19 protein-coding genes and 1 tRNA gene are annotated in these 18,001 nt (G+C 40.9%); 8 read left to right on the forward strand and 12 right to left on the reverse strand.

Features of this window, described 5'->3' with window-relative positions:
• Nucleotides 1-205: 205 nt before the first annotated feature.
• Together AC1D0K_RS15740 and AC1D0K_RS15745 are read right to left on the reverse strand one after the other, a co-directional pair.
• The gene (locus AC1D0K_RS15740; RefSeq protein ID WP_477394374.1) at nt 206-1,048 is read right to left on the reverse strand and encodes a tetratricopeptide repeat protein; all 843 of its coding nucleotides are present in this window, start codon (nt 1,046-1,048) and stop codon (nt 206-208) included.
• A gap of 10 nt (nt 1,049-1,058) precedes the next feature.
• On the reverse strand, nt 1,059-1,352 hold the full coding sequence (locus tag AC1D0K_RS15745; RefSeq protein ID WP_259093777.1) for an HU family DNA-binding protein: 294 nt from the start codon (nt 1,350-1,352) through the stop codon (nt 1,059-1,061).
• A 361-nt stretch (nt 1,353-1,713) separates the two neighbouring features.
• Between AC1D0K_RS15745 and mutY the strand changes: the two genes are divergently transcribed.
• From mutY to AC1D0K_RS15760, 3 genes are all read left to right on the forward strand, one after another.
• The gene (gene mutY / locus AC1D0K_RS15750) at nt 1,714-2,766 is read left to right on the forward strand and encodes an A/G-specific adenine glycosylase (RefSeq protein ID WP_477394377.1); all 1,053 of its coding nucleotides are present in this window, start codon (nt 1,714-1,716) and stop codon (nt 2,764-2,766) included.
• Between the two features lie 23 nt (nt 2,767-2,789).
• Entirely contained in the window at nt 2,790-3,209 is a 420-nt protein-coding gene (locus AC1D0K_RS15755; protein ID WP_295716543.1) for a single-stranded DNA-binding protein, read from the forward strand.
• 145 nt (nt 3,210-3,354) lie between these two features.
• Entirely contained in the window at nt 3,355-4,845 is a 1,491-nt protein-coding gene (locus AC1D0K_RS15760; protein ID WP_477394379.1) for a serine hydrolase, read from the forward strand.
• 214 nt (nt 4,846-5,059) lie between these two features.
• On the opposite strand, the gene AC1D0K_RS15765 is transcribed toward AC1D0K_RS15760, so the two are convergent.
• From AC1D0K_RS15765 to AC1D0K_RS15775, 3 genes are read right to left on the reverse strand one after another with little or no spacing between them, the layout of a single operon-like run.
• Nucleotides 5,060-5,857, reverse strand: coding sequence for an ABC transporter permease (locus AC1D0K_RS15765; protein WP_477394381.1), 798 nt, complete (start codon nt 5,855-5,857; stop codon nt 5,060-5,062).
• A 5-nt stretch (nt 5,858-5,862) separates the two neighbouring features.
• Nucleotides 5,863-6,762, reverse strand: coding sequence for an ABC transporter ATP-binding protein (locus tag AC1D0K_RS15770; protein ID WP_477394383.1), 900 nt, complete (start codon nt 6,760-6,762; stop codon nt 5,863-5,865).
• Entirely contained in the window at nt 6,756-6,968 is a 213-nt protein-coding gene (locus AC1D0K_RS15775; protein ID WP_295716550.1) for a hypothetical protein, read from the reverse strand. The genes AC1D0K_RS15770 and AC1D0K_RS15775 overlap by 7 nt, the downstream gene beginning before the upstream one ends.
• 237 nt (nt 6,969-7,205) lie before the next feature.
• On the opposite strand from AC1D0K_RS15775, the gene AC1D0K_RS15780 reads away from it, so the two are divergent.
• The 3 genes from AC1D0K_RS15780 to AC1D0K_RS15790 are packed head-to-tail and all read left to right on the forward strand — an operon-like array spanning nt 7,206 to nt 10,386.
• Nucleotides 7,206-8,258: a sensor histidine kinase gene (locus tag AC1D0K_RS15780; RefSeq protein WP_477394386.1), complete on the forward strand. Its 1,053-nt coding sequence runs from the start codon at nt 7,206-7,208 to the stop codon at nt 8,256-8,258.
• A gap of 16 nt (nt 8,259-8,274) precedes the next feature.
• Entirely contained in the window at nt 8,275-9,609 is a 1,335-nt protein-coding gene (locus AC1D0K_RS15785) for a 3-keto-disaccharide hydrolase (protein ID WP_477394388.1), read from the forward strand.
• Nucleotides 9,610-9,660: 51 nt separating this feature from the next.
• Nucleotides 9,661-10,386, forward strand: coding sequence for a LytR/AlgR family response regulator transcription factor (locus AC1D0K_RS15790; protein WP_295716556.1), 726 nt, complete (start codon nt 9,661-9,663; stop codon nt 10,384-10,386).
• 295 nt (nt 10,387-10,681) lie between these two features.
• Here AC1D0K_RS15790 and AC1D0K_RS15795 read toward each other — a convergent pair whose 3' ends face one another.
• Nucleotides 10,682-12,439: an ABC transporter ATP-binding protein gene (locus AC1D0K_RS15795; protein ID WP_295716557.1), complete on the reverse strand. Its 1,758-nt coding sequence runs from the start codon at nt 12,437-12,439 to the stop codon at nt 10,682-10,684.
• Between the two features lie 73 nt (nt 12,440-12,512).
• Nucleotides 12,513-13,076, reverse strand: a complete 564-nt coding sequence (gene frr / locus AC1D0K_RS15800) for a ribosome recycling factor (protein WP_477394393.1) — start codon at nt 13,074-13,076, stop codon at nt 12,513-12,515.
• A 196-nt stretch (nt 13,077-13,272) separates the two neighbouring features.
• On the opposite strand from frr, the gene AC1D0K_RS15805 reads away from it, so the two are divergent.
• The gene (locus AC1D0K_RS15805) at nt 13,273-13,650 is read left to right on the forward strand and encodes a hypothetical protein (protein ID WP_477394395.1); all 378 of its coding nucleotides are present in this window, start codon (nt 13,273-13,275) and stop codon (nt 13,648-13,650) included.
• Here the strand turns inward: AC1D0K_RS15805 and AC1D0K_RS15810 are convergent.
• From AC1D0K_RS15810 to AC1D0K_RS15825, 4 genes are all read right to left on the reverse strand, one after another.
• Nucleotides 13,647-14,477 (reverse strand): sterol desaturase family protein, encoded by an 831-nt coding sequence (locus tag AC1D0K_RS15810; protein WP_477394397.1) that lies wholly within the window; start codon nt 14,475-14,477, stop codon nt 13,647-13,649. The two genes, AC1D0K_RS15805 and AC1D0K_RS15810, sit on opposite strands and share 4 nt — an antisense overlap.
• Nucleotides 14,478-14,542: 65 nt before the next feature.
• Nucleotides 14,543-15,334 carry a diadenylate cyclase CdaA gene (gene cdaA, locus AC1D0K_RS15815; protein WP_295716566.1) on the reverse strand — a complete coding sequence of 264 codons (792 nt, stop codon included), beginning with the start codon at nt 15,332-15,334 and terminating at the stop codon, nt 14,543-14,545.
• Nucleotides 15,335-15,371: 37 nt separating this feature from the next.
• Nucleotides 15,372-15,857, reverse strand: a complete 486-nt coding sequence (locus tag AC1D0K_RS15820) for a group II truncated hemoglobin (RefSeq protein WP_477394399.1) — start codon at nt 15,855-15,857, stop codon at nt 15,372-15,374.
• An 86-nt stretch (nt 15,858-15,943) separates the two neighbouring features.
• Nucleotides 15,944-16,915, reverse strand: coding sequence for a polyprenyl synthetase family protein (locus AC1D0K_RS15825; RefSeq protein WP_295716569.1), 972 nt, complete (start codon nt 16,913-16,915; stop codon nt 15,944-15,946).
• Nucleotides 16,916-17,179: 264 nt separating this feature from the next.
• Between AC1D0K_RS15825 and AC1D0K_RS15830 the strand changes: the two genes are divergently transcribed.
• Nucleotides 17,180-17,270, forward strand: a tRNA-Ser gene (locus tag AC1D0K_RS15830).
• Between the two features lie 172 nt (nt 17,271-17,442).
• On the opposite strand, the gene AC1D0K_RS15835 is transcribed toward AC1D0K_RS15830, so the two are convergent.
• Nucleotides 17,443-17,952, reverse strand: a complete 510-nt coding sequence (locus AC1D0K_RS15835; protein ID WP_477394402.1) for a hypothetical protein — start codon at nt 17,950-17,952, stop codon at nt 17,443-17,445.
• Nucleotides 17,953-18,001 lie beyond the last annotated feature (49 nt).

Below are 18,001 nucleotides of genomic sequence, written 5' to 3' on the forward strand. Positions count from 1 at the left end.
AAAACCGTATGTAAATAAGTGGGTAAAAAACACTCGTAATAAAAAGTTACCCACCTTTAATAAAGGCAGGTAAAATCTGCTAATTTATAGCAGCTTATTTCTTTTTATGTCTGTTTTTTCTTAAACGTTTTTTGCGTTTGTGGGTAGCCATTTTGTGTCTCTTACGTTTTTTACCGCTCGGCATAGTAATAATTTTTAAATGTGATTAATTCTTTAATTCCTTTATGTATTCATCAATACGTTGCCCAAACACTTGGTCGGGCATCATTTCTTTGCATTTTTGGTAAGCAGCAATTGCTTCCTTTTTCATGCCCAGTTGTTTGTAACTTTCGGCCAGGTAAAATGTTGGCTCCAGTTCTGTTTTTTGGGCAAGTAACGTTTTAAACCTTGTAACCGCTTTTTCGTACTGTCCCGATTTCATGGCAAACATTCCTAAGTTGAGGTTTGCACTCCAATTGTTCGGGTCTTTTTTAACTACTTCAAGCAGTAAGGCTATACCTTGCATAGGGGCACCTGCGCCATTAACGTACGCTATGCCTAATCCTGTTTTACCCACAAGGCTTTCAGGTTGTAACTTTAAGGCATTTTGAAAAGCCTCTGCAGCGTTTGTTACAAAAGCAGGCTGCAATAAAGTATCCTGGGTAATTTTGTATGCATCGTTAAAACGATTACCTGCATTTAACCAATCTTCGGCTTTATTTTGCTTACGGGCCAAAGCCTGGTAGTAAAATGCTGCCGGTGCAGGCTGGTTATCATCATCCCACTGTTTTGCCAGTTGCTGTTGCAACATATCGGCATCAGTGCCTGATGCTTTTTTTAATTGCCCTTCAAGGTCGTTTATCTTAGCTGCCAAACCCGCCCCAATTGCGGCTTTGGCCGGTTCTGATACCATATCAACCGTTACTGCTGTAGCCTTGCGGCTGGTGAGCACGTTTGTTTTATCGCTTTTGGCCTCTTTGGGTTTTATTAAACCTTTAACAGGTAAATAATACAAATAGCCCATAACAATAACTATTGCTACACTTATGGCTATTTGTTTCTTATACATATCTTTAAAATTATTTGGTGGTTTTGTTGCCTGTTTTTACTTTCTCAACAAAAGTTTTTGCTGGTTTAAAGCTGGGCACAAAATGCTCGGGGATAATGATGGCAGTATTTTTTGAAATGTTACGTGCTGTCTTTTTTGCTCTTTTCTTTACTACAAAGCTACCGAATCCTCTAACGTAAACATTTTCGCCGCCAACCATTGAGCTTTTAACAACTTTAAAAAACGCCTCAACAGTTTCCTGCACGTCTACTTTCTCTATACCTGTCTTAGATGAGATTTCAGTTATAATTTCTGCCTTAGTCATATCTGATTTACTTTTATTTAATTATATAAATACTTAACTGTTTTGGGGTTGCAAAAGTATCGCTTTAAAATTTAAGAGCGAAATATTTAATAGATTTTTTTTACTCAGTACCTAAAACGCATATTTTCGTTACAAAGTATAGACAATTGGGCTTATTTACGCCGCTATATGAATACGTTTTTTGGGATGAAAGATTAGTTGAATAAAGAGTGAAAACCTGGCAATTCTCCCGGCTTTTCAAACGGCACTTTTAGCCAGTATTTTTCTTTCGTTTGGGTTATTTTATTATCCCTGTTGTTTCTTTTAATCCAGAAATCGTCCGTCTTAAATTCCTGCCACCAAATCCATTACTTTTACATCAATGAATTTTACCGACGAACTGGTGCAATGGTACCTTGAAAATAAACGCGACCTGCCCTGGAGAAACACTACTGATGCTTATACCATTTGGCTGTCTGAAATTATTTTACAGCAAACCCGTGTTGAGCAGGGTTTGCCTTATTTTAACCGGTTTGTAGAAAAGTATCCGACAGTAAGCCATTTTGCTGCAGCCCATGAAGATGAGGTACTTAAGCTATGGCAAGGGCTTGGTTATTACTCCCGGGGGCGCAATATGCTTAAAACGGCGCGCCTTGTGCAGGAGGTATATGAGGGCGTGTTCCCGCGAAGTTATGATGAGCTGATTAAGTTGAAAGGTATTGGCGAATATACTGCCGCAGCGATAGCGTCGTTCTCGGCAAATGAGGCCAGGGCTGTTGTTGATGGTAATGTTTACAGGGTACTGGCCCGCTATTTTGGAATTTATGATGCTATTAACTCTACCACCGGCAAAAAGGCATTTCAGAACATCGCAAACGATTTAATTAATACGAAAAACCCCGCGCTGCATAACCAGGCCATGATGGAGTTTGGGGCTATGCTCTGCAAGCCCAAAAATCCGGCTTGCGGCACTTGCCCGGTACGTACCGGCTGCGTGGCGTTTATCAGCAATGCAACCGCTGCCTTACCGGTAAAATTAAAAACGGTTAAAGTTCGCGAGCGCTTTTTTAACTACTTTTTAATTACTGATGGTAACACTGTATTGATGAATAAAAGGGGCGATAAGGATATCTGGGCCAACATGTTCGATTTACCAATGGTTGAAACCTCCTCTTTACTGACTGCCGGCGAACTGGTAAAACTACCAGAAGTGGTAGCGATTTTTGGCGACGGCGCTGCCATAAATATTATAGAAGATACTCCCCCATTGAAACACATTCTTACCCATCAGCGATTATTTGTGAGGATGATTAAAACTATTAGCACCCCCCAAATGTTAAATAAAAACTGGATATATATACCCATAGTCGATTTGCATGAATTGGCGCTTCCAAAGGTTGTTTTTATATTATTAAAAAATATTTTTAATTTGTAAATAATTTTTCAGTACTTTATACCATGTCTGGAATAAATAAAGTTATCCTTGTTGGCCATTTAGGCAAGGATCCCGAGTTGCGAACATTAGATGGCGGGGTTGCTGTAACAAGTTTCCCCTTGGCTACTTCTGAAACCTTTAATAAGGACGGGCGCAAGGTTGAACAAACCGAATGGCATAACATTGTTATGTGGCGTGGCCTTGCCGAGATGGCAGCCAAATTTTTGCAAAAAGGTAAACTCGTTTACATTGAAGGTAAGCTGCGTACCCGCTCGTTTGAGGATAGGGATGGAGTAAAGAAATACACTACAGAAGTAGTTGCTGAAAACTTCACAATGCTTGGCAGAAAGAGTGATTTTGATCCTGACCTTACAAAACACGTTGCAAAACCAGGCGAATCATTTAATTATATTGAAGGGGAAGATAACGTTAACGGTTACTAAGCATAACACATTTTTTAAACAACGATAATTGGATACTCTTTGCTGTTAAGCAAGGGGTATTTTTTTGTGCTTTTTACTTATGAGGTGTGAATTGGAATTGTATTTTATGCCTATATTCAGCACATAAAACCTTACCATTAGTATTATGAAGTTTTTAAAGAGCCTCCTCTTCACCTGCTTGTTACCGGTTATGTTGCTGGCGCAAACTACGCCGGATATTAAGGAGTTTGATAAATACGTGCAGCAGGCAGTTACTGATTGGCATGTGCCGGGTTTGGCTATAGCTGTTGTAAAGGATGGCCGGGTAATATTTGCTAAAGGCTATGGCCAGCGGGAGTTGGGCAAACCAGGTAACGTTGATACACAAACCATTTTTGGTATTGCATCTACAACAAAGGCACTCACAGCTGCCTGTGCCGCAATGCTGGTTGATGAGGGTAAGCTGCATTGGAGCGATAAGGTTACAGATTACCTGCCCGATTTTCAGCTCTATGACCCCTATGTAACCCGTGAACTTACCGTTAGCGACCTGTTTCTGCATGATAGCGGCATTGGCAATACCGATTATTTATGGGGAACGATGAATATATCATCTGATGAGATCCTGCACCGGATGAGGCTGGTAAAACCTCAGTATGGCTTTAGGGCGGGCTTTGTTTATCAGAATATATTTTACATGGCCGCAGGTAAGGTTATTGAAAAAGCCAGCGGCATGCCCTGGGAAACTTTTGTTCAGAAAAGAATTTTTACGCCTTTGAAAATGACACGCACGGTGCCTGTTTTTTCAAAATCCAAAGGTATGCCTAATCAAACGGCGGCTCATGTTAAAGTTGACAGCACCATTATTGTAGTTGAAAAAGATATGACAGATGCCATCGCTCCGGCAGGTGGTGTGTGGTCATGCGTGGATGATATGGCCAAATGGGTTAACTGTATGCTGGATAGCAGCAAATACGGCAATCAGCGTTTGCTGAAACCCGAAAGCTGGGCCAGGTTGCTTAAACCGCAAACATTTGTATCGCAGGAAGAATTTTATCCAACCGCGCGCATTACCCAACCGCATTGGATCACTTATGGCATGGGCTGGTTTCAGCAGGATTATAAGGGGCAAAAGGTTGATTTTCATACCGGTAGCCTTGGTGGTTTGGTAGCTATTAACGGCATGATAGTAGACAAAAAGATAGGCGTATATGTATTGGCCAATCTTGATCATGCAGAAGTGCGCCACGCGCTCATGTTTAAAGCCTTTGATTATTTCGCGTTGGGTGGCGATAGGGATTGGAGCAAAGAATTTCAGACCCTTTACGGCGGATTGCGGGCCAAAGGTGAAAAAGCCGAAAAGGATTACGAAGCAAAAAGAGTAATGGACACGCACCCTACATTGGATATAAAATCCTATGCGGGTACCTATACTGATCCGCTTTACGGCTCGGTGGTGATAACCGCAACCGGGGATAAGTTAAGCCTGGATATAAACAAGTTCCTTAGCGCCGAAGCCACCTGCTGGAACTACGATACTTTTAGAGGGCCATATGCCCGCAAGGAGTACGGCAAAGTAACCGCGACATTCAGTGTTGATGAATTTGGTAAAGTGAGCACGGTGAATGTTGATGGATTAACGTTTGCAAAGCAGTAGTAAGTATTGCTTCCGGGCCGACAAACGTGTTATAAACTAACCCGTTAGGGGTAACCTCTGCGAGGCAAAGGTAAATGTTCTGCGTTTTCTACAAATAGGGAGTACCTAACGGTGCAGAGCTGCCTTTTATTGGGATATAAACAGTAAGTCACCCTAAAAAATAGTTTTTTTTGATTGGTTGGCTAAAATGAAGCCCCCCTTAAAACCTGCGTATTTATTTTATACTCTTCTTCAGCACTATAAAATAGCCCAGTATAAAAACAACTGCGGCTACCGCCATGCTTACAAAAACATCTTTGGTAAAAATATCTATTTGGATTCCCTTTGCCGGATTATCACCACCATGTAACATCGTAGCTATAGCTACCATAGGGTGCGAATATGGAAAAAGGTAACAGTACTCCCAGTTTTTAGTTGCCAGGATAACGCCTGTAATTGTGCAAACAAAGCCTATCCCCATCGGCTTTAAAAAATCGGCCCAAAGCAGGCTGAGCAAAAATTGGATGGAAAGTATACCCAATGATGATAAAAACAATTTTAAATATACCTGCCCCAGCTCCTTTTCCATATGGTAATTATCAAACCGTAAGTCGGGTTTTACCACACTTAACAAGTTACCAAAACCTATAGTGAACAGCACAAACAGCGTGAGCGTTAAAAATATCAGGAACACCGCATATGAAAACTTAGCGCCATATACCGCCCAACGCGAAATTGGTAAGCTAAACAGGCTTTTCCAGGTATCCGCCTTATGCTCAATACTATTTACCGAGTAGGCTATAAAAATGGTGAACATGGGTAATAACAACGACCCCATGATGCCTAATATAGCACCCGCAAATTGCAACCATAACGTAATGGGTGGCATACCGGTTAGCTTTTCGCTTTTAACATAAAAGCCTACAAAAAGTAATAGACATATAAACAAAGGCAATAATATGGCCGCCCAAAAACCCAGCGTTTTGCGGCTCTTGTAAAACTCCGAGCGGAACGATAATATAAATCCATTCATGGGGTTCAGGCTTTTTGGGTAATATCTAAAAACAATCGCTCCAGATCTTTTTGTTGCTTGCCAATACTGTATACAGCATGCCCATTGCGATTTAGCAAGGAATTGATCTCGGCAATTTTTTGTTTGTTGCTATAAGGTACATACAAGTAGTTATCGGTAACATCGGTTACCATAAAATGATTGCGGGTAAGCAAATTAGCGGCATCAACCGTATTATCAGCTTCGATACATACCTGCGGCTGGCTCAATGCCTGCAATTCATTTATACTGCCCTGAAAAAGCAGTTCGCCATTGTTAATGATGCCTACATGTGTAGCCATCCGTTCCACCTCGGCCAGTAAATGGCTCGATATAAATACGGTTTTGTTATATTGCCTTACCAGTTTAATAAGTAACTCGCGTACTTCTATAATACCATTAGGGTCAAGGCCATTGGTAGGTTCATCCAGTATAAGCAGTTTAGGATCAGCAAGCAGGGCCAGCGCAATACCCAGGCGCTGTTTCATCCCCAATGAATACTGACCTGCCTTTTTATCGCCAGCGCCGGTAAGCTGCACAAGCGCCAGCATATCATCAACCCGCTTTACAGGAACACGTAATAACAGGGCACGATTAAGTAAATTTTCTTTTCCGGTAAGATGCTGGTAAATGGCTGGCTGCTCAATAAGCGAGCCTATTTGTGATAATATATTGATGCGGTGATGTTGAATATCCTGTTCAAATATGTGGATGCTGCCGCTTTGTACTTTCAGCAGGTTTAACAGGAGTTTGATGGTGGTGGTTTTCCCGGCGCCATTTGGGCCAAGAAAACCGTATATGCTTCCCTCAGGAACTTGTAGACTTAGCGATTTAACAACTTGCTGATCGCCAAAGTTGAAAGATAAGTCCTGGGTGCTAATTACCATACATTGTTACTTTTTGCTATAGAGCAAACAGTCTTAACAAGGCTTATACCTTTGTAAAACAATGAAGTAGCATGCACAGCTGAAGCACCCATCATTGATGATTCCCTTTTTTGTTCAAACTGATAGCTTACACCTAAAATAAGGGCAAACATTACAGGTATCAATAACATGATAAAAGGATTTGAATTTTTGATAAGCGTTTTCATTGCGAGTGATTTGATAGAACAAAGAAATACTTATTTCTTCACCCGCTAAAAAGTATTAGACCAACACACGGAGTTTATAGATGAACGGCTTTTTACCCACTTTAAGTGGTTCATCGATTGTAAAGGCCAGTTCATCGACAAAATAAATTACTATATATAAATATCCCCCCATATCACAATCAAAATATTAAATTACATGCCATTACCACTGGTATATAAAGGTATTTTCAAAATAGCATGCAGGACTCTATTTCAACTGATAAACAAACCCGTATTATAAAAACAGCCTGGCACATTTTCTGGCATCTGCTTTTTTGGCTTGCCATGATCTCATTCTTCGTTTTTCTGGCAAGTATGAATGATCATTTAAACACCAGGCAACTGCTGATTATATTTTTATTATACCCCGCAATTAATATCAGCTTGTTTTACCTCAACTTCCTGCTCTATATTCCACAGTTTCTTGATAAAAAACGATACTGGGCTTATGCCTTTGTTATACTCATCACCATTATTGTTTATGGTGTTAGCAAATATGGCGTAGGTCTGCTTTTTAAGGATGTTGTACTCACCCGGATGAAAGGCCAGGTAATCAGTTTTACCGCCTATTTCTTCAGTACGGTTTTTGCCAGTTTGATATTTGTTTTCCTGAGTACGGTACTCAAGTTTACAACAGATTGGTTTATGAACGAACGCATTCAGCGCGACTTGGAAAATCAAAGGCTAAGCGCCGAACTGGCTTTCCTTAAATCGCAAATAAACCCGCACTTTTTGTTCAATTCGTTAAACAGCATTTATTCGCTCGCCTATCAGCGATCTGAAACTACGCCCGAAGCCATCCTGAAGTTATCAGAAATTATGCGCTATATGCTGTATGAATGCAATGATAATAAGGTTGATTTAACTAAAGAACTCCAATACCTGCAAAACTATATCGACCTGCAAAAAATCCGCTTTGGTAACAAAGCGTTTATTGATTTTAAGGTGATGGGAGATGTAACTAACCAGCAAATTGTTCCCTTACTCCTTATTGCTTTTATAGAGAACGCCTTTAAGCACGGCGTGGCTAATGATGTGATGACACCAATTAAACTGCTCATCAACGTTGAAGAATGTAAGCTTCACTTTTACATCCAGAATAAAAAGCATACCCATAACCGTGATGCCATAGGCGGCATAGGCTTAACTAATGTGCAAAGGCGGCTCAATTTGCTCTACCCCGGAAAATACACTTTAAATATAAGGGATGAGGCAGACACCTATACTTGCGAATTATCTATAATTTTATAAGATAATAACCAAACCTATGAACCAGTTAAAAAGCACCTTACTTTTCCTGTTTTTAGTAGTATGCGGATACCATGCTTCAGCCCAAAACGACCCCAAGCTTACCGAAGTATGGGATCCGGAGCCTGCTGTTGTATTACCGGGCGCAGGTAATAAAGCGCCATCAGACGCTATTATTTTGTTTGATGGGAAAAATCTTAACGAGTGGACCAATCAAAAAGGAATGCCGCCGGGCTGGACCATCAAAGATGGCATCCTCACCGTTAAACCGGGCAGTGGCTCCATCATCACCAAAAGAAATTTTGCCGATTGCCAGCTGCATATTGAGTGGCGCACACCAGCGATAGTTAAAGGTGAAGGCCAGGAACGTGGCAACAGCGGTGTAATTATGCAAAGCCGTTACGAACTGCAGATATTAGATAGCTATAAAAACCGCACTTACTCCAACGGGCAGGCAGGCGCTATCTACAAACAGCATGTACCCCTGGTTAATGCCTCGCTTAAACCCGGCGAGTGGCAAAAATATGATATCATTTACACCGCGCCCCGTTTTAATCTCGATAGTTCGCTTAAAACACCGGCCTATATTACCGTATTGCACAATGGCGTATTGGTACAAAACCATGTAGCTATAAAGGGTACAGTAGCCCATGTTGGTCAACCTAAATATACCAAGCATAATTTTGCGCAGCCTTTATTGTTGCAGGAGCATGAATTTCCGGTATCGTTCCGTAACATCTGGATCAGGGAGATCAACGTGCAAAAACTATTTAACGGCAAGGATAAAAAAGGATGGTACACGTTTTTAGATACTTTGGGTAAAAACAATGATATCCATAACAATTTCGCTGTTGAAAATGGTGCGGTACATGTAATGGGTAAATATTTTGGCTACATGAGCACGCTTAAATCGTATTCCAATTATTACCTGAAAGTTGTATTTAAATGGGGCACCAAACAATACGCTCCACGCCAAACAGGCAAGCGTGATGCAGGTATTCTTTACCATTTTGGATTAACGGAAGAGGATACGGTTTGGCCAAAATCAATAGAATTTCAAATACAGGAACAGGATTGCGGCGACTTTTGGTGTGTAAAACATACCAATGTTGATTCGCCCAATAAATCGGAAATAGCCTGGGATCAGAAACATATTTTCCGTACAGCAAATTTCGAGAAACCGAACAGCGAATGGAATACCATTGAAATTATTTGCAATGGCAACCAAATTGAGCATTATGTGAACGGGCATTTAGTTAACTGGGGGTTGGGCTCCATTTGGGAAGGGAAAATTTTGCTGCAATCAGAAGGGGCAGAGATTTTTTACAAGTCGGTGGAGTTAACACCATTTTAACAGGGATAAAAAAATTAATTATTAAATCATTTTAACACTTATTTTTACAGCATGATCAGATGCCTGGTAGTTGATGATGAGCCTTTAGCGCTGCATATATTGGAAGATTATATATCCAAAATGCCCTTTTTGCAATTGGTGAAAGCCACAACCAATCCTATTGAGGCCCTTACCTTAGTACAGGCGGGTGAAGCAGACCTGGTTTTTTTAGATGTTCAAATGCCCGAGCTTACCGGCATTCAGTTTTTAAAAATTGCCAACGGTAAGGCCAAAGTGATATTAACCACTGCCTACCCGCAGTATGCGCTTGAAGGTTATGAACTTGATGTAGTGGATTACCTGTTAAAACCGATAGCTTTTGACAGATTCTTTAAATCGGTACAAAAAGCGCAAACCATTATACAACCGGTAACCAAAACCGTTATACAGGCCGAACCCGCGCAACAGGATGATTTTTCTACCGATTTCATTTTCGTGAAAACCGAGCATAAAATACAAAAGGTTTACCTGCACGATATTTTGTTTATTGAAGGCCTAAAAGATTACATATCCATATTTACCCCTGCCGAGCGTATAATCACCCTGCAGGGTATGAAAAAAATGGAAGATGCCCTGCCCGAAAAGCATTTTGTAAGGGTGCATAAATCATACATCGTTGCCCTCAATAAAATTGACAGCATTGAGCGTAGTCGCATCCAGATAGGTGAAAAGATTATTCCGGTTGGCGATACCTACCGGGATGAATTTTTCAAGATCATAGATGATAAGAATGTTTAAGCCCCCTAGCCCCGAAGGGGGAACTATGGTGGTTAGCGCGGGCATAAGCACGAAGTTTTTGCAAGAAAAACTTTTTGTCATCCTGAACGCAGTGAAGGATCTATTGTTCGCCATGCTTCTTCGCCCTGTAAGTCTGCGAATAGATCCTTCACTGCGTTCAGGATGACAAATCTTTTTAAACGTTTTTTCCTTCAGAGCTTCCCGAAATTTTGTCCCGCGCAATAAGGTGATTAAAACACCTTGCCGCTTGATTCAAAATTTGCACATCTGGAATTTGCACATCTGAAATCTGTAGCTATTCCACCTCTACAGTAACCTTTTCGCCTATTTGCTGGCGCCACATGGCGTAGTAGAGGCCTTTTTGAGCAATCAGATCAAGGTGCCTGCCCTGTTCAATTATACGGCCTTTTTCAAGCACGTAAATACAATCGGCGTGCATAATGGTTGATAGGCGGTGGGCAATCAGGATAGTGATATGATTTTCCTGTTCTGATACATTGCGGATTGTTTCTGTGATCTCTTCTTCGGTAATTGAATCCAACGATGAAGTAGCCTCATCAAACACCAGGATATCGGGCTTACGTAATAGTGCACGGGCTATAGAAAGGCGTTGTTTCTCTCCGCCGGATACTTTTACACCACCTTCACCAATCACAGTGCTCAAACCTTTATCAGCACGGGCCAGCAAGGTTTGACAGGCTGCACGCTGCAATACGTTCATACACTCCTCGTCAGTGGCATTGGGGCGAACAAACAGCAGGTTCTCGCGGATAGTGCCCGAGAACAGCTGCGTATCCTGAGTTACAAACCCTATCTTCTCGCGCAGCTGATCAAGATCAATCTCCTTGCTTAAAATATTATTATATAAAATATCACCTTCCAACGGCTGATATAAACCTACCAGTAACTTCACCAGCGTAGTTTTCCCCGAGCCCGACGGGCCAACAAAGGCGATGGTTTCGCCGGTATTGGTTTCAAAACTGATATGGTTTAGCGCGTTGCGGTTGGCGGTTAAGTGCTTAAAGGTAACATCGCTAAAGGTTAGGGTATTTACTTTTTCGAGCAATACAGGTCTTTCGGGCTTTTTATCGATAGGCGTGCTTAGTATTCCCTTAAAATTACCTAAGGAAACTTCTGCTTCGCGCCACGAAAGAATCACATTACCTAACTCCTGCAAAGGGTTAAACAGGAAGAATGAGTAAAATAAAAAGCTAAAATATTGCCCCGGCGATATGGTGGTCTTGAATATCAGCAGTAATAGTACAACCACCATTACACTGCGTACAAAGTTAACCGTTGTGCCCTGCACAAAGCTCATGCTTCGTACGTATTTCACTTTCTTAAGTTCCAGATCGAGGATCTTGTAAGTGGTGTTATTTAATCGCTCTATTTCCTGTTTGGCAAGCCCAAGGCTCTTTACCAGCTCTATATTCCTTAATGATTCGGTAGTGGAGCCTGCAAGGGCAGTAGTTTCTGAAACTATCTTTTTTTGGATGGTTTTAATTTTACGGCTCATGGCCATGCTCACAAAAGTGATAATGGGTATGGCTGCAAAATAAACCAGCGTTACCTGGTAGCTAACACTTACAGAGTATACGATAACAAATACCATCCCGATAAGGGATACAAATAATATGCTGATAAAGGCTGTAATAAACTTTTCACAATCCAACCTCACCTTTTGCAATATGCCCAGCGTTTCGCCGCTGCGCTGATCTTCAAAAACCTGGTAAGGCAGCTCAAGCGAATGGCGCAAACCATCGGCATACATGGCAGCACCTACCTTTTGGGTAATAATGTTGGTAAAATAATCCTGGAAATTTTTTGCTATGCGCGATACCATCGCTACGCCAATAGCCGCGCCAACCAGCAATAATACCTGGTGCAGGTACTGCTCATACTGAAGGCTGCTGCGTTTTTCAATAACACGATCAACAATACGACCGGTTATCCATGGATCAAGCAATGAAAACCCAATATTCATGGCCGCCAGAAATAGGGCCATAACCACTATCCAGCGGTGCTTTTTTAAATAAGAAAGTAGTATATTCATGTTTCGGCAGTAAAAATAAAAAAAGGGAATGGCTAAGTAGCTCATTCCCTTTTAATTTGACATAAGGTTAATATTAAACCGTCATGATATCTTTTTCTTTGGCTTCTGAAAGCTGATCAACCTTAATAATATAAGCATCGGTCAGTTTTTGAATTTCGGCTTCGCCTACTTTTATCTCATCTTCAGATACACCTTCAGTTTTTAATTTTTTGATTTTTTCGTTGGCATCTTTGCGGATGTTACGAACAGCTATTTTACCAGTTTCGGCTTCGGCTTTTGCTTTTTTAACCAGATCACGGCGGCGCTCTTCAGTTAAAGGCGGCACATTGATACGGATGATGATACCATCATTTTGTGGGTTGATGCCAAGATTAGCTTCTTTTATAGCTTTTTCGATAAGTGGTAGTAATGATTTTTCCCATGGCTGTACTATAATCGTACGCGCATCGGGAGTGTTTACGCTACCAACCTGGCTTAGTGGCGTTGCTGTGCCATAGTAATCAACCATAACATCATCCAGCATAGATGGATTGGCTTTACCGGCACGTATTTTATTCAATTCGCTGTCAGCATGATCAATGGCTCTATCCATGGATGCCTTTGCATCAGTTACTTGTTTTTTAATGAGTTCGCTCATCGGGTTTTAATTTTTCACAAAAATAATAAAATCTATCATTTTACCGCCACCGGATGTATTAATCACTTAGCACTGGTTGAGGTTTGCCAATTAACGTAAATATTATCCGTATGTTTTTGGCAATAAACGTAAAATAACTTTTTTTTACACTTGAAATGCCGATTTGTATTTATATTAGTATAAACCTGTTACAGCCATGAAAAAAGTATTCCTATTTACGATGTTGGCTACTTGCACCGGCCAGGTAATGGCACAAACTTTAAACCAGCCTCTTTTGGGTAATAAAAAATACTGGAGCCCCTATTTAAAACCTAAAACGGGTAACGATCTGTTTAAAATAGCTCCTGTACTGCCACAATTAAATCAGCCTTTGCTAAATGATCTGGAAATAACCAAAACCATACCGGCTATTGCAGACGCCACGCAGATGAAATATAATATGCCAATAGCTAAGGTTTCAAGTAATGACAGGATGCCGATAGTACAAACTGATGAACCGGGCGTTCATTATACCATGCTTGTTAAGCGATACGGCTTACTTAAACCGGATAGTTTGGCTAAGATAATTCCTTAATCAGGAGTTGCCAGTTCAGCTTCCTTTACTTTGGCCCATATAACTTCTTTTTCTTTACGGTTTTCAACCACCGCTTCAAAGTTTTTCTCATAATCTGGGTGGTTGGTATTCATCAGCCTGTCCCAGATGTTAAAATACAGGCCGTAGTTGCACTTAACCAGGCGATGGTGCATGTTGTGATGGGTAGATGTATTGTGCCATTTAAACAGCTTATGACTTGCAAATCCTTTAGGAAAAAGTTCAAAGCCCAGGTGGCCGGTAACATTCAGCAATAAAGAATAAAGCGAAAACAAGGTTAAAGCGGTACCATGATAGGGTATGGTGAACGCTATCAATGGAACTATACCAATTTCAATAACAGCCTCAACAGGATGGAAGGCGTATGCAGCGAATGGCGTAGGGTTTGTTGACAGGTGATGGGTTTTATGCACCAGCTTAAACAGTGGCTTCCAATGCATGGCACGGTGGGTCCAGTAAAAGTAGGTATCGTGCATAAATATCATCAATACAATACTGAAAATGTAATAGCCATAGCCGCGATCGCTTATGCTGGGGTAAATGCGGGTATAACCTGCCTTACTGGCAAAAATAACCCCCATGATCACCAGGCCAAAAATAATGATCGTAATAAAAGAGTTCACGATCTCGCGAATCACGTGTTTATTTTCGGGATAACGTTGCTGAATTTTGGCGCGCCAGATGGCCTTGTTCTTCCAAACATAAAACACCAGGTAAAAGGACCCTGCAAATAACAGGTAGCGAAAGGCCAGCCGAAGTAAAACGTTCGATATCGTGATTAACTGCTCTATGTGGAAATCATCAAACATGGCTTTAAACTATATATCCATTTACCTGGTATTAAACGCTTATTGAGCCAGGATTATATGCCATATTAAAAATCCTTATTCAGCACTTTTTCCAACTCGGCAAAGCTGATATTCATTTTTACACGCCCTTGTTTGGCGTAAGATATTTCGCCGGTTTCTTCGGATATGATAATGGCTGTTGCCTCGTTAGCCTCGGTTACACCTATACCCGCACGATGGCGTAGCCCAAACTGTGCGGGCAGATCTGTTTTTTCGGTAAGTGGTAAAATGCAGCTTGCCGATTTAATTTTATTCTCAGATATCACTACAGCCCCGTCATGCAGCGGACTTGTTTTTTGAAAGATACTTTCCAAAAGGCGTTTAGAAATCCTGGCCTCTACCACCTCGCAGCTGTTTTGGTAAAACTGCTCATCGTAATATTTAGCAAACACAATGAGCGCGCCGGTACGGGTTTGCTTCATGCTTTTACAGGCATCAATAATTGGTTTTATACGGGCGAAGTTATTCTTCTCCACCTCCTTTTTACCAAAAAAATACTGCCACCATGCTTTATTGCGCTGTAACGACGCGTTTTTACCCACGAGCAGCAAAAAACGCCGTACCTCCTGCTGAAAAACCACTATAACGGCAATGATCCCCACATCAACAAACTTGCCCAATATGGCGGTAAGTAATTTCATGTGCAATTGATTAACCACCAAATTCATGGCAAATATCACCGCGAAACCAATAAAAATATTGGCCGCTATTGTACCCCTGATAAGATTATAGAGTTGGTAAATGATGAAGGCAACCAAAACCACATCCACTATATCGAATACGGTGATCTTTGGAAAGTTGAGGAAAAAGGAATGCATTTACGAAGTTAACAAGTTTATGGAAGTTAAGAAGTAGTTATTTGTTACCTAAATACGGGCCGCCAACTTCACCCCAGCCCCACCGCGGCATTGGCGCATCAATTGCCTCTGCTGCTTCATCCTGCTTTGAGTTAATTACAGCAATGCGGGTGCCCCATTCAAGATAGGCCAAAAAAGCCGAGCGAAATTCAGGATCATCAGGAAGCAGCAGCTCATCGGCAGTTTGCAGCAACAGCTCCATCCAGCGTTTACGATGCGCCTCTGTAAGGTATTTTTGCAAATGTTTGCTTATCATAATGAAGTGGCTCCCTTCTTCCGCGCTGTATAGTTTGGGGCCGCCTAAAACTTCGGCTACAAAATGTGCCACATGCAACCGGTGATGGGCCGACATGTGTTTAAATACAGGCTCCAGCAGTTCATCGGCTAAAACCTTATCGTAAAACTTATTAAAAAGCGCTTCGAATACCTTCATACCACCTGCCCACTCAAAAAGTGTAGGAATGTGTTTATCATGAGTTGCCATATCCTTGTCTGGTTAATTCATAATAAAGATAAATGAGATCAACCGATATGCGCCAACAAATTTTAAATAAGATGAATGATTGTTATTTATGTACTACGCTCGGTGGTGAAGCGTACCAGCTGCTCCAAAGCTTTATGCGAATCACTCTCGGGGAATGTGTTCAGTATGGCAAAGGCCTCGTCCTGGTATTTTTTCATTTGGGTTTCAGCATACTGTAAGCCACCGGTTTCGTTCACAAACTTAATGATCTGGGCAATTTTAGCGGGATCATCATTATGATTCTTAACCAGGTTGATGATTCTTTTCTTTTCGGAAGATGTGGTATTTGCCAGCGAGTAGATCAGCGGCAGCGTAACTTTCTTTTCCTTGATATCGATACCCAAAGGCTTGCCTACGTCATCGGTGCCAAAATCAAACATATCATCTTTAATCTGGAAAGCTATACCGATCTTCTCTCCAAACAAGCGCATTTTTTCAACCACCTCATCACTGGCCCCTGCAGACGAAGCCCCGCAGGCACAGCAGGATGCAATGAGCGACGCCGTTTTTTGGCGAATCACCTCATAATAAACCGGCTCGCCAATATCCATGCGGCGTACCTTTTCTATCTGCATCAACTCGCCTTCGCTCATTTGCTTCACGGCATCAGATACAATCCTAAGCAACTGAAAGTCATTATTCTCTATAGAAAGCAACAAGCCCTTTGATAGCAAATAATCACCCACTAAAACGGCGATCTTATTTTTCCATAAGGCATTGATGGAGAAAAAGCCCCTGCGCTGATAGGAGTTATCAACCACATCATCATGTACCAGCGAAGCGGTATGCAACAGTTCAACAAGAGCAGCGCCCCTGTGCGTTGATTCATTAATGCCCCCGCAAATTTTGGCAGCAAAAAAAACAAACATCGGTCTGATCTGCTTGCCCTTACGTTTAACAATGTAATGAGTAATGCGATCAAGTAATGGCACTGAACTTTGCATAGAAGACTTAAACTTCTCCTCAAACGCATCAATATCAGCTTCGATAGGTTTCTTAATGTCGTTGATGCTCAGCATTTAAACTAAACAAGCTTTAAGGTGTAAAACTGCCTTGTGGCAATATGAGGCAAACATAAGCTAAAATTATTTATCTGCATTGGCACGATATATTTTTTACTCAAATTAAACCATTGGCGTTACTTATTGTCAATACAGATGAATGCCATATTTTATTAAGTTGAGTTAAAGTTTTAGTGTGAGCGGGCCCTGTAAAAAGGTACCCGCTTTTTTATTGCCTATAAATGCAATAATATTTTACCTTTGCAATCCATTTAACAATCCGGAGAGGTGTCTGAGTGGTCGAAAGAGCACGCCTGGAAAGTGTGTATACTTCAAAAGGGTATCGAGGGTTCGAATCCCTCCCTCTCCGCCAGAAAAGTTCGGTAGTACTTGAAATTACTGAAAGAATTTTTTAATTTTATAAGGCTGTTTCTTTGGAGCAGCCTTTTTCTTTTATTTTAATGGTACGGTGATAACCCCGACCATAGGCTAATAACAGTCATTACAACACTCTATTAATGCCTGTATTTTTATCTTTAAACATCTTAAAGAATGCTAATCGTATTTTTTGATAAATTCACCAAGTATCTTGCGTCTTTTGTACAAGGATCTTCATCTAAAAGAAGGGCAATTTGATCTTGCCAATCTGGATAACATTTCTTAATACCACGGCAGCATTTTAACAATCCGATAAGGATCATTCGATCATTATCACTATTAGTATAGGCGAAGTATTGTCTGTACCATTCTTTATAAAAACCCTTGTCCTTTGTTTGGTCAAATACATGGTTGCCATTTAGTTTATTGGATAAACCAATGAAGTTTTCAGATAATAGTTTTTCTGCGCTAACTAAATCACTATCAGTAGGACTATACAGACTTTTATAATTTAATTTAGACGTTAAAAAAAAGGGCTCATTTTTAATGATTACCCCTTTCTCTGAATAAAATTGGGGAGCCGCGATTAACGCTCCTTTTCGAGTAATTAGACTGTTTTGGCTTTTACAGGCAGAGCAAAAAGATAAACATATTAATAGTGTGATTATTTTAATCATTTCAAACTTGTAAGTAAAAAAGCACCGATCACGATTATTTGAATCCATC

The sequence above is a fragment of the Mucilaginibacter sp. P1_A3 genome (genome assembly GCF_056406855.1).

What these genes read in the sequence shown, in the direction of transcription:
- AC1D0K_RS15740 (WP_477394374.1), bottom strand. Translation starts at nt 1,048, where the DNA reads ATGTATAAGAAACAAATAGCCATAAGTGTAGCAATAGTTATTGTTATG.
- AC1D0K_RS15745 (WP_259093777.1), bottom strand. Translation starts at nt 1,352, where the DNA reads ATGACTAAGGCAGAAATTATAACTGAAATCTCATCTAAGACAGGTATA.
- mutY (WP_477394377.1), top strand. Translation starts at nt 1,714, where the DNA reads ATGAATTTTACCGACGAACTGGTGCAATGGTACCTTGAAAATAAACGC.
- AC1D0K_RS15755 (WP_295716543.1), top strand. Translation starts at nt 2,790, where the DNA reads ATGTCTGGAATAAATAAAGTTATCCTTGTTGGCCATTTAGGCAAGGAT.
- AC1D0K_RS15760 (WP_477394379.1), top strand. Translation starts at nt 3,355, where the DNA reads ATGAAGTTTTTAAAGAGCCTCCTCTTCACCTGCTTGTTACCGGTTATG.
- AC1D0K_RS15765 (WP_477394381.1), bottom strand. Translation starts at nt 5,857, where the DNA reads ATGAATGGATTTATATTATCGTTCCGCTCGGAGTTTTACAAGAGCCGC.
- AC1D0K_RS15770 (WP_477394383.1), bottom strand. Translation starts at nt 6,762, where the DNA reads ATGGTAATTAGCACCCAGGACTTATCTTTCAACTTTGGCGATCAGCAA.
- AC1D0K_RS15775 (WP_295716550.1), bottom strand. Translation starts at nt 6,968, where the DNA reads ATGAAAACGCTTATCAAAAATTCAAATCCTTTTATCATGTTATTGATA.
- AC1D0K_RS15780 (WP_477394386.1), top strand. Translation starts at nt 7,206, where the DNA reads ATGCAGGACTCTATTTCAACTGATAAACAAACCCGTATTATAAAAACA.
- AC1D0K_RS15785 (WP_477394388.1), top strand. Translation starts at nt 8,275, where the DNA reads ATGAACCAGTTAAAAAGCACCTTACTTTTCCTGTTTTTAGTAGTATGC.
- AC1D0K_RS15790 (WP_295716556.1), top strand. Translation starts at nt 9,661, where the DNA reads ATGATCAGATGCCTGGTAGTTGATGATGAGCCTTTAGCGCTGCATATA.
- AC1D0K_RS15795 (WP_295716557.1), bottom strand. Translation starts at nt 12,439, where the DNA reads ATGAATATACTACTTTCTTATTTAAAAAAGCACCGCTGGATAGTGGTT.
- frr (WP_477394393.1), bottom strand. Translation starts at nt 13,076, where the DNA reads ATGAGCGAACTCATTAAAAAACAAGTAACTGATGCAAAGGCATCCATG.
- AC1D0K_RS15805 (WP_477394395.1), top strand. Translation starts at nt 13,273, where the DNA reads ATGAAAAAAGTATTCCTATTTACGATGTTGGCTACTTGCACCGGCCAG.
- AC1D0K_RS15810 (WP_477394397.1), bottom strand. Translation starts at nt 14,477, where the DNA reads ATGTTTGATGATTTCCACATAGAGCAGTTAATCACGATATCGAACGTT.
- cdaA (WP_295716566.1), bottom strand. Translation starts at nt 15,334, where the DNA reads ATGCATTCCTTTTTCCTCAACTTTCCAAAGATCACCGTATTCGATATA.
- AC1D0K_RS15820 (WP_477394399.1), bottom strand. Translation starts at nt 15,857, where the DNA reads ATGGCAACTCATGATAAACACATTCCTACACTTTTTGAGTGGGCAGGT.
- AC1D0K_RS15825 (WP_295716569.1), bottom strand. Translation starts at nt 16,915, where the DNA reads ATGCTGAGCATCAACGACATTAAGAAACCTATCGAAGCTGATATTGAT.
- AC1D0K_RS15835 (WP_477394402.1), bottom strand. Translation starts at nt 17,952, where the DNA reads ATGATTAAAATAATCACACTATTAATATGTTTATCTTTTTGCTCTGCC.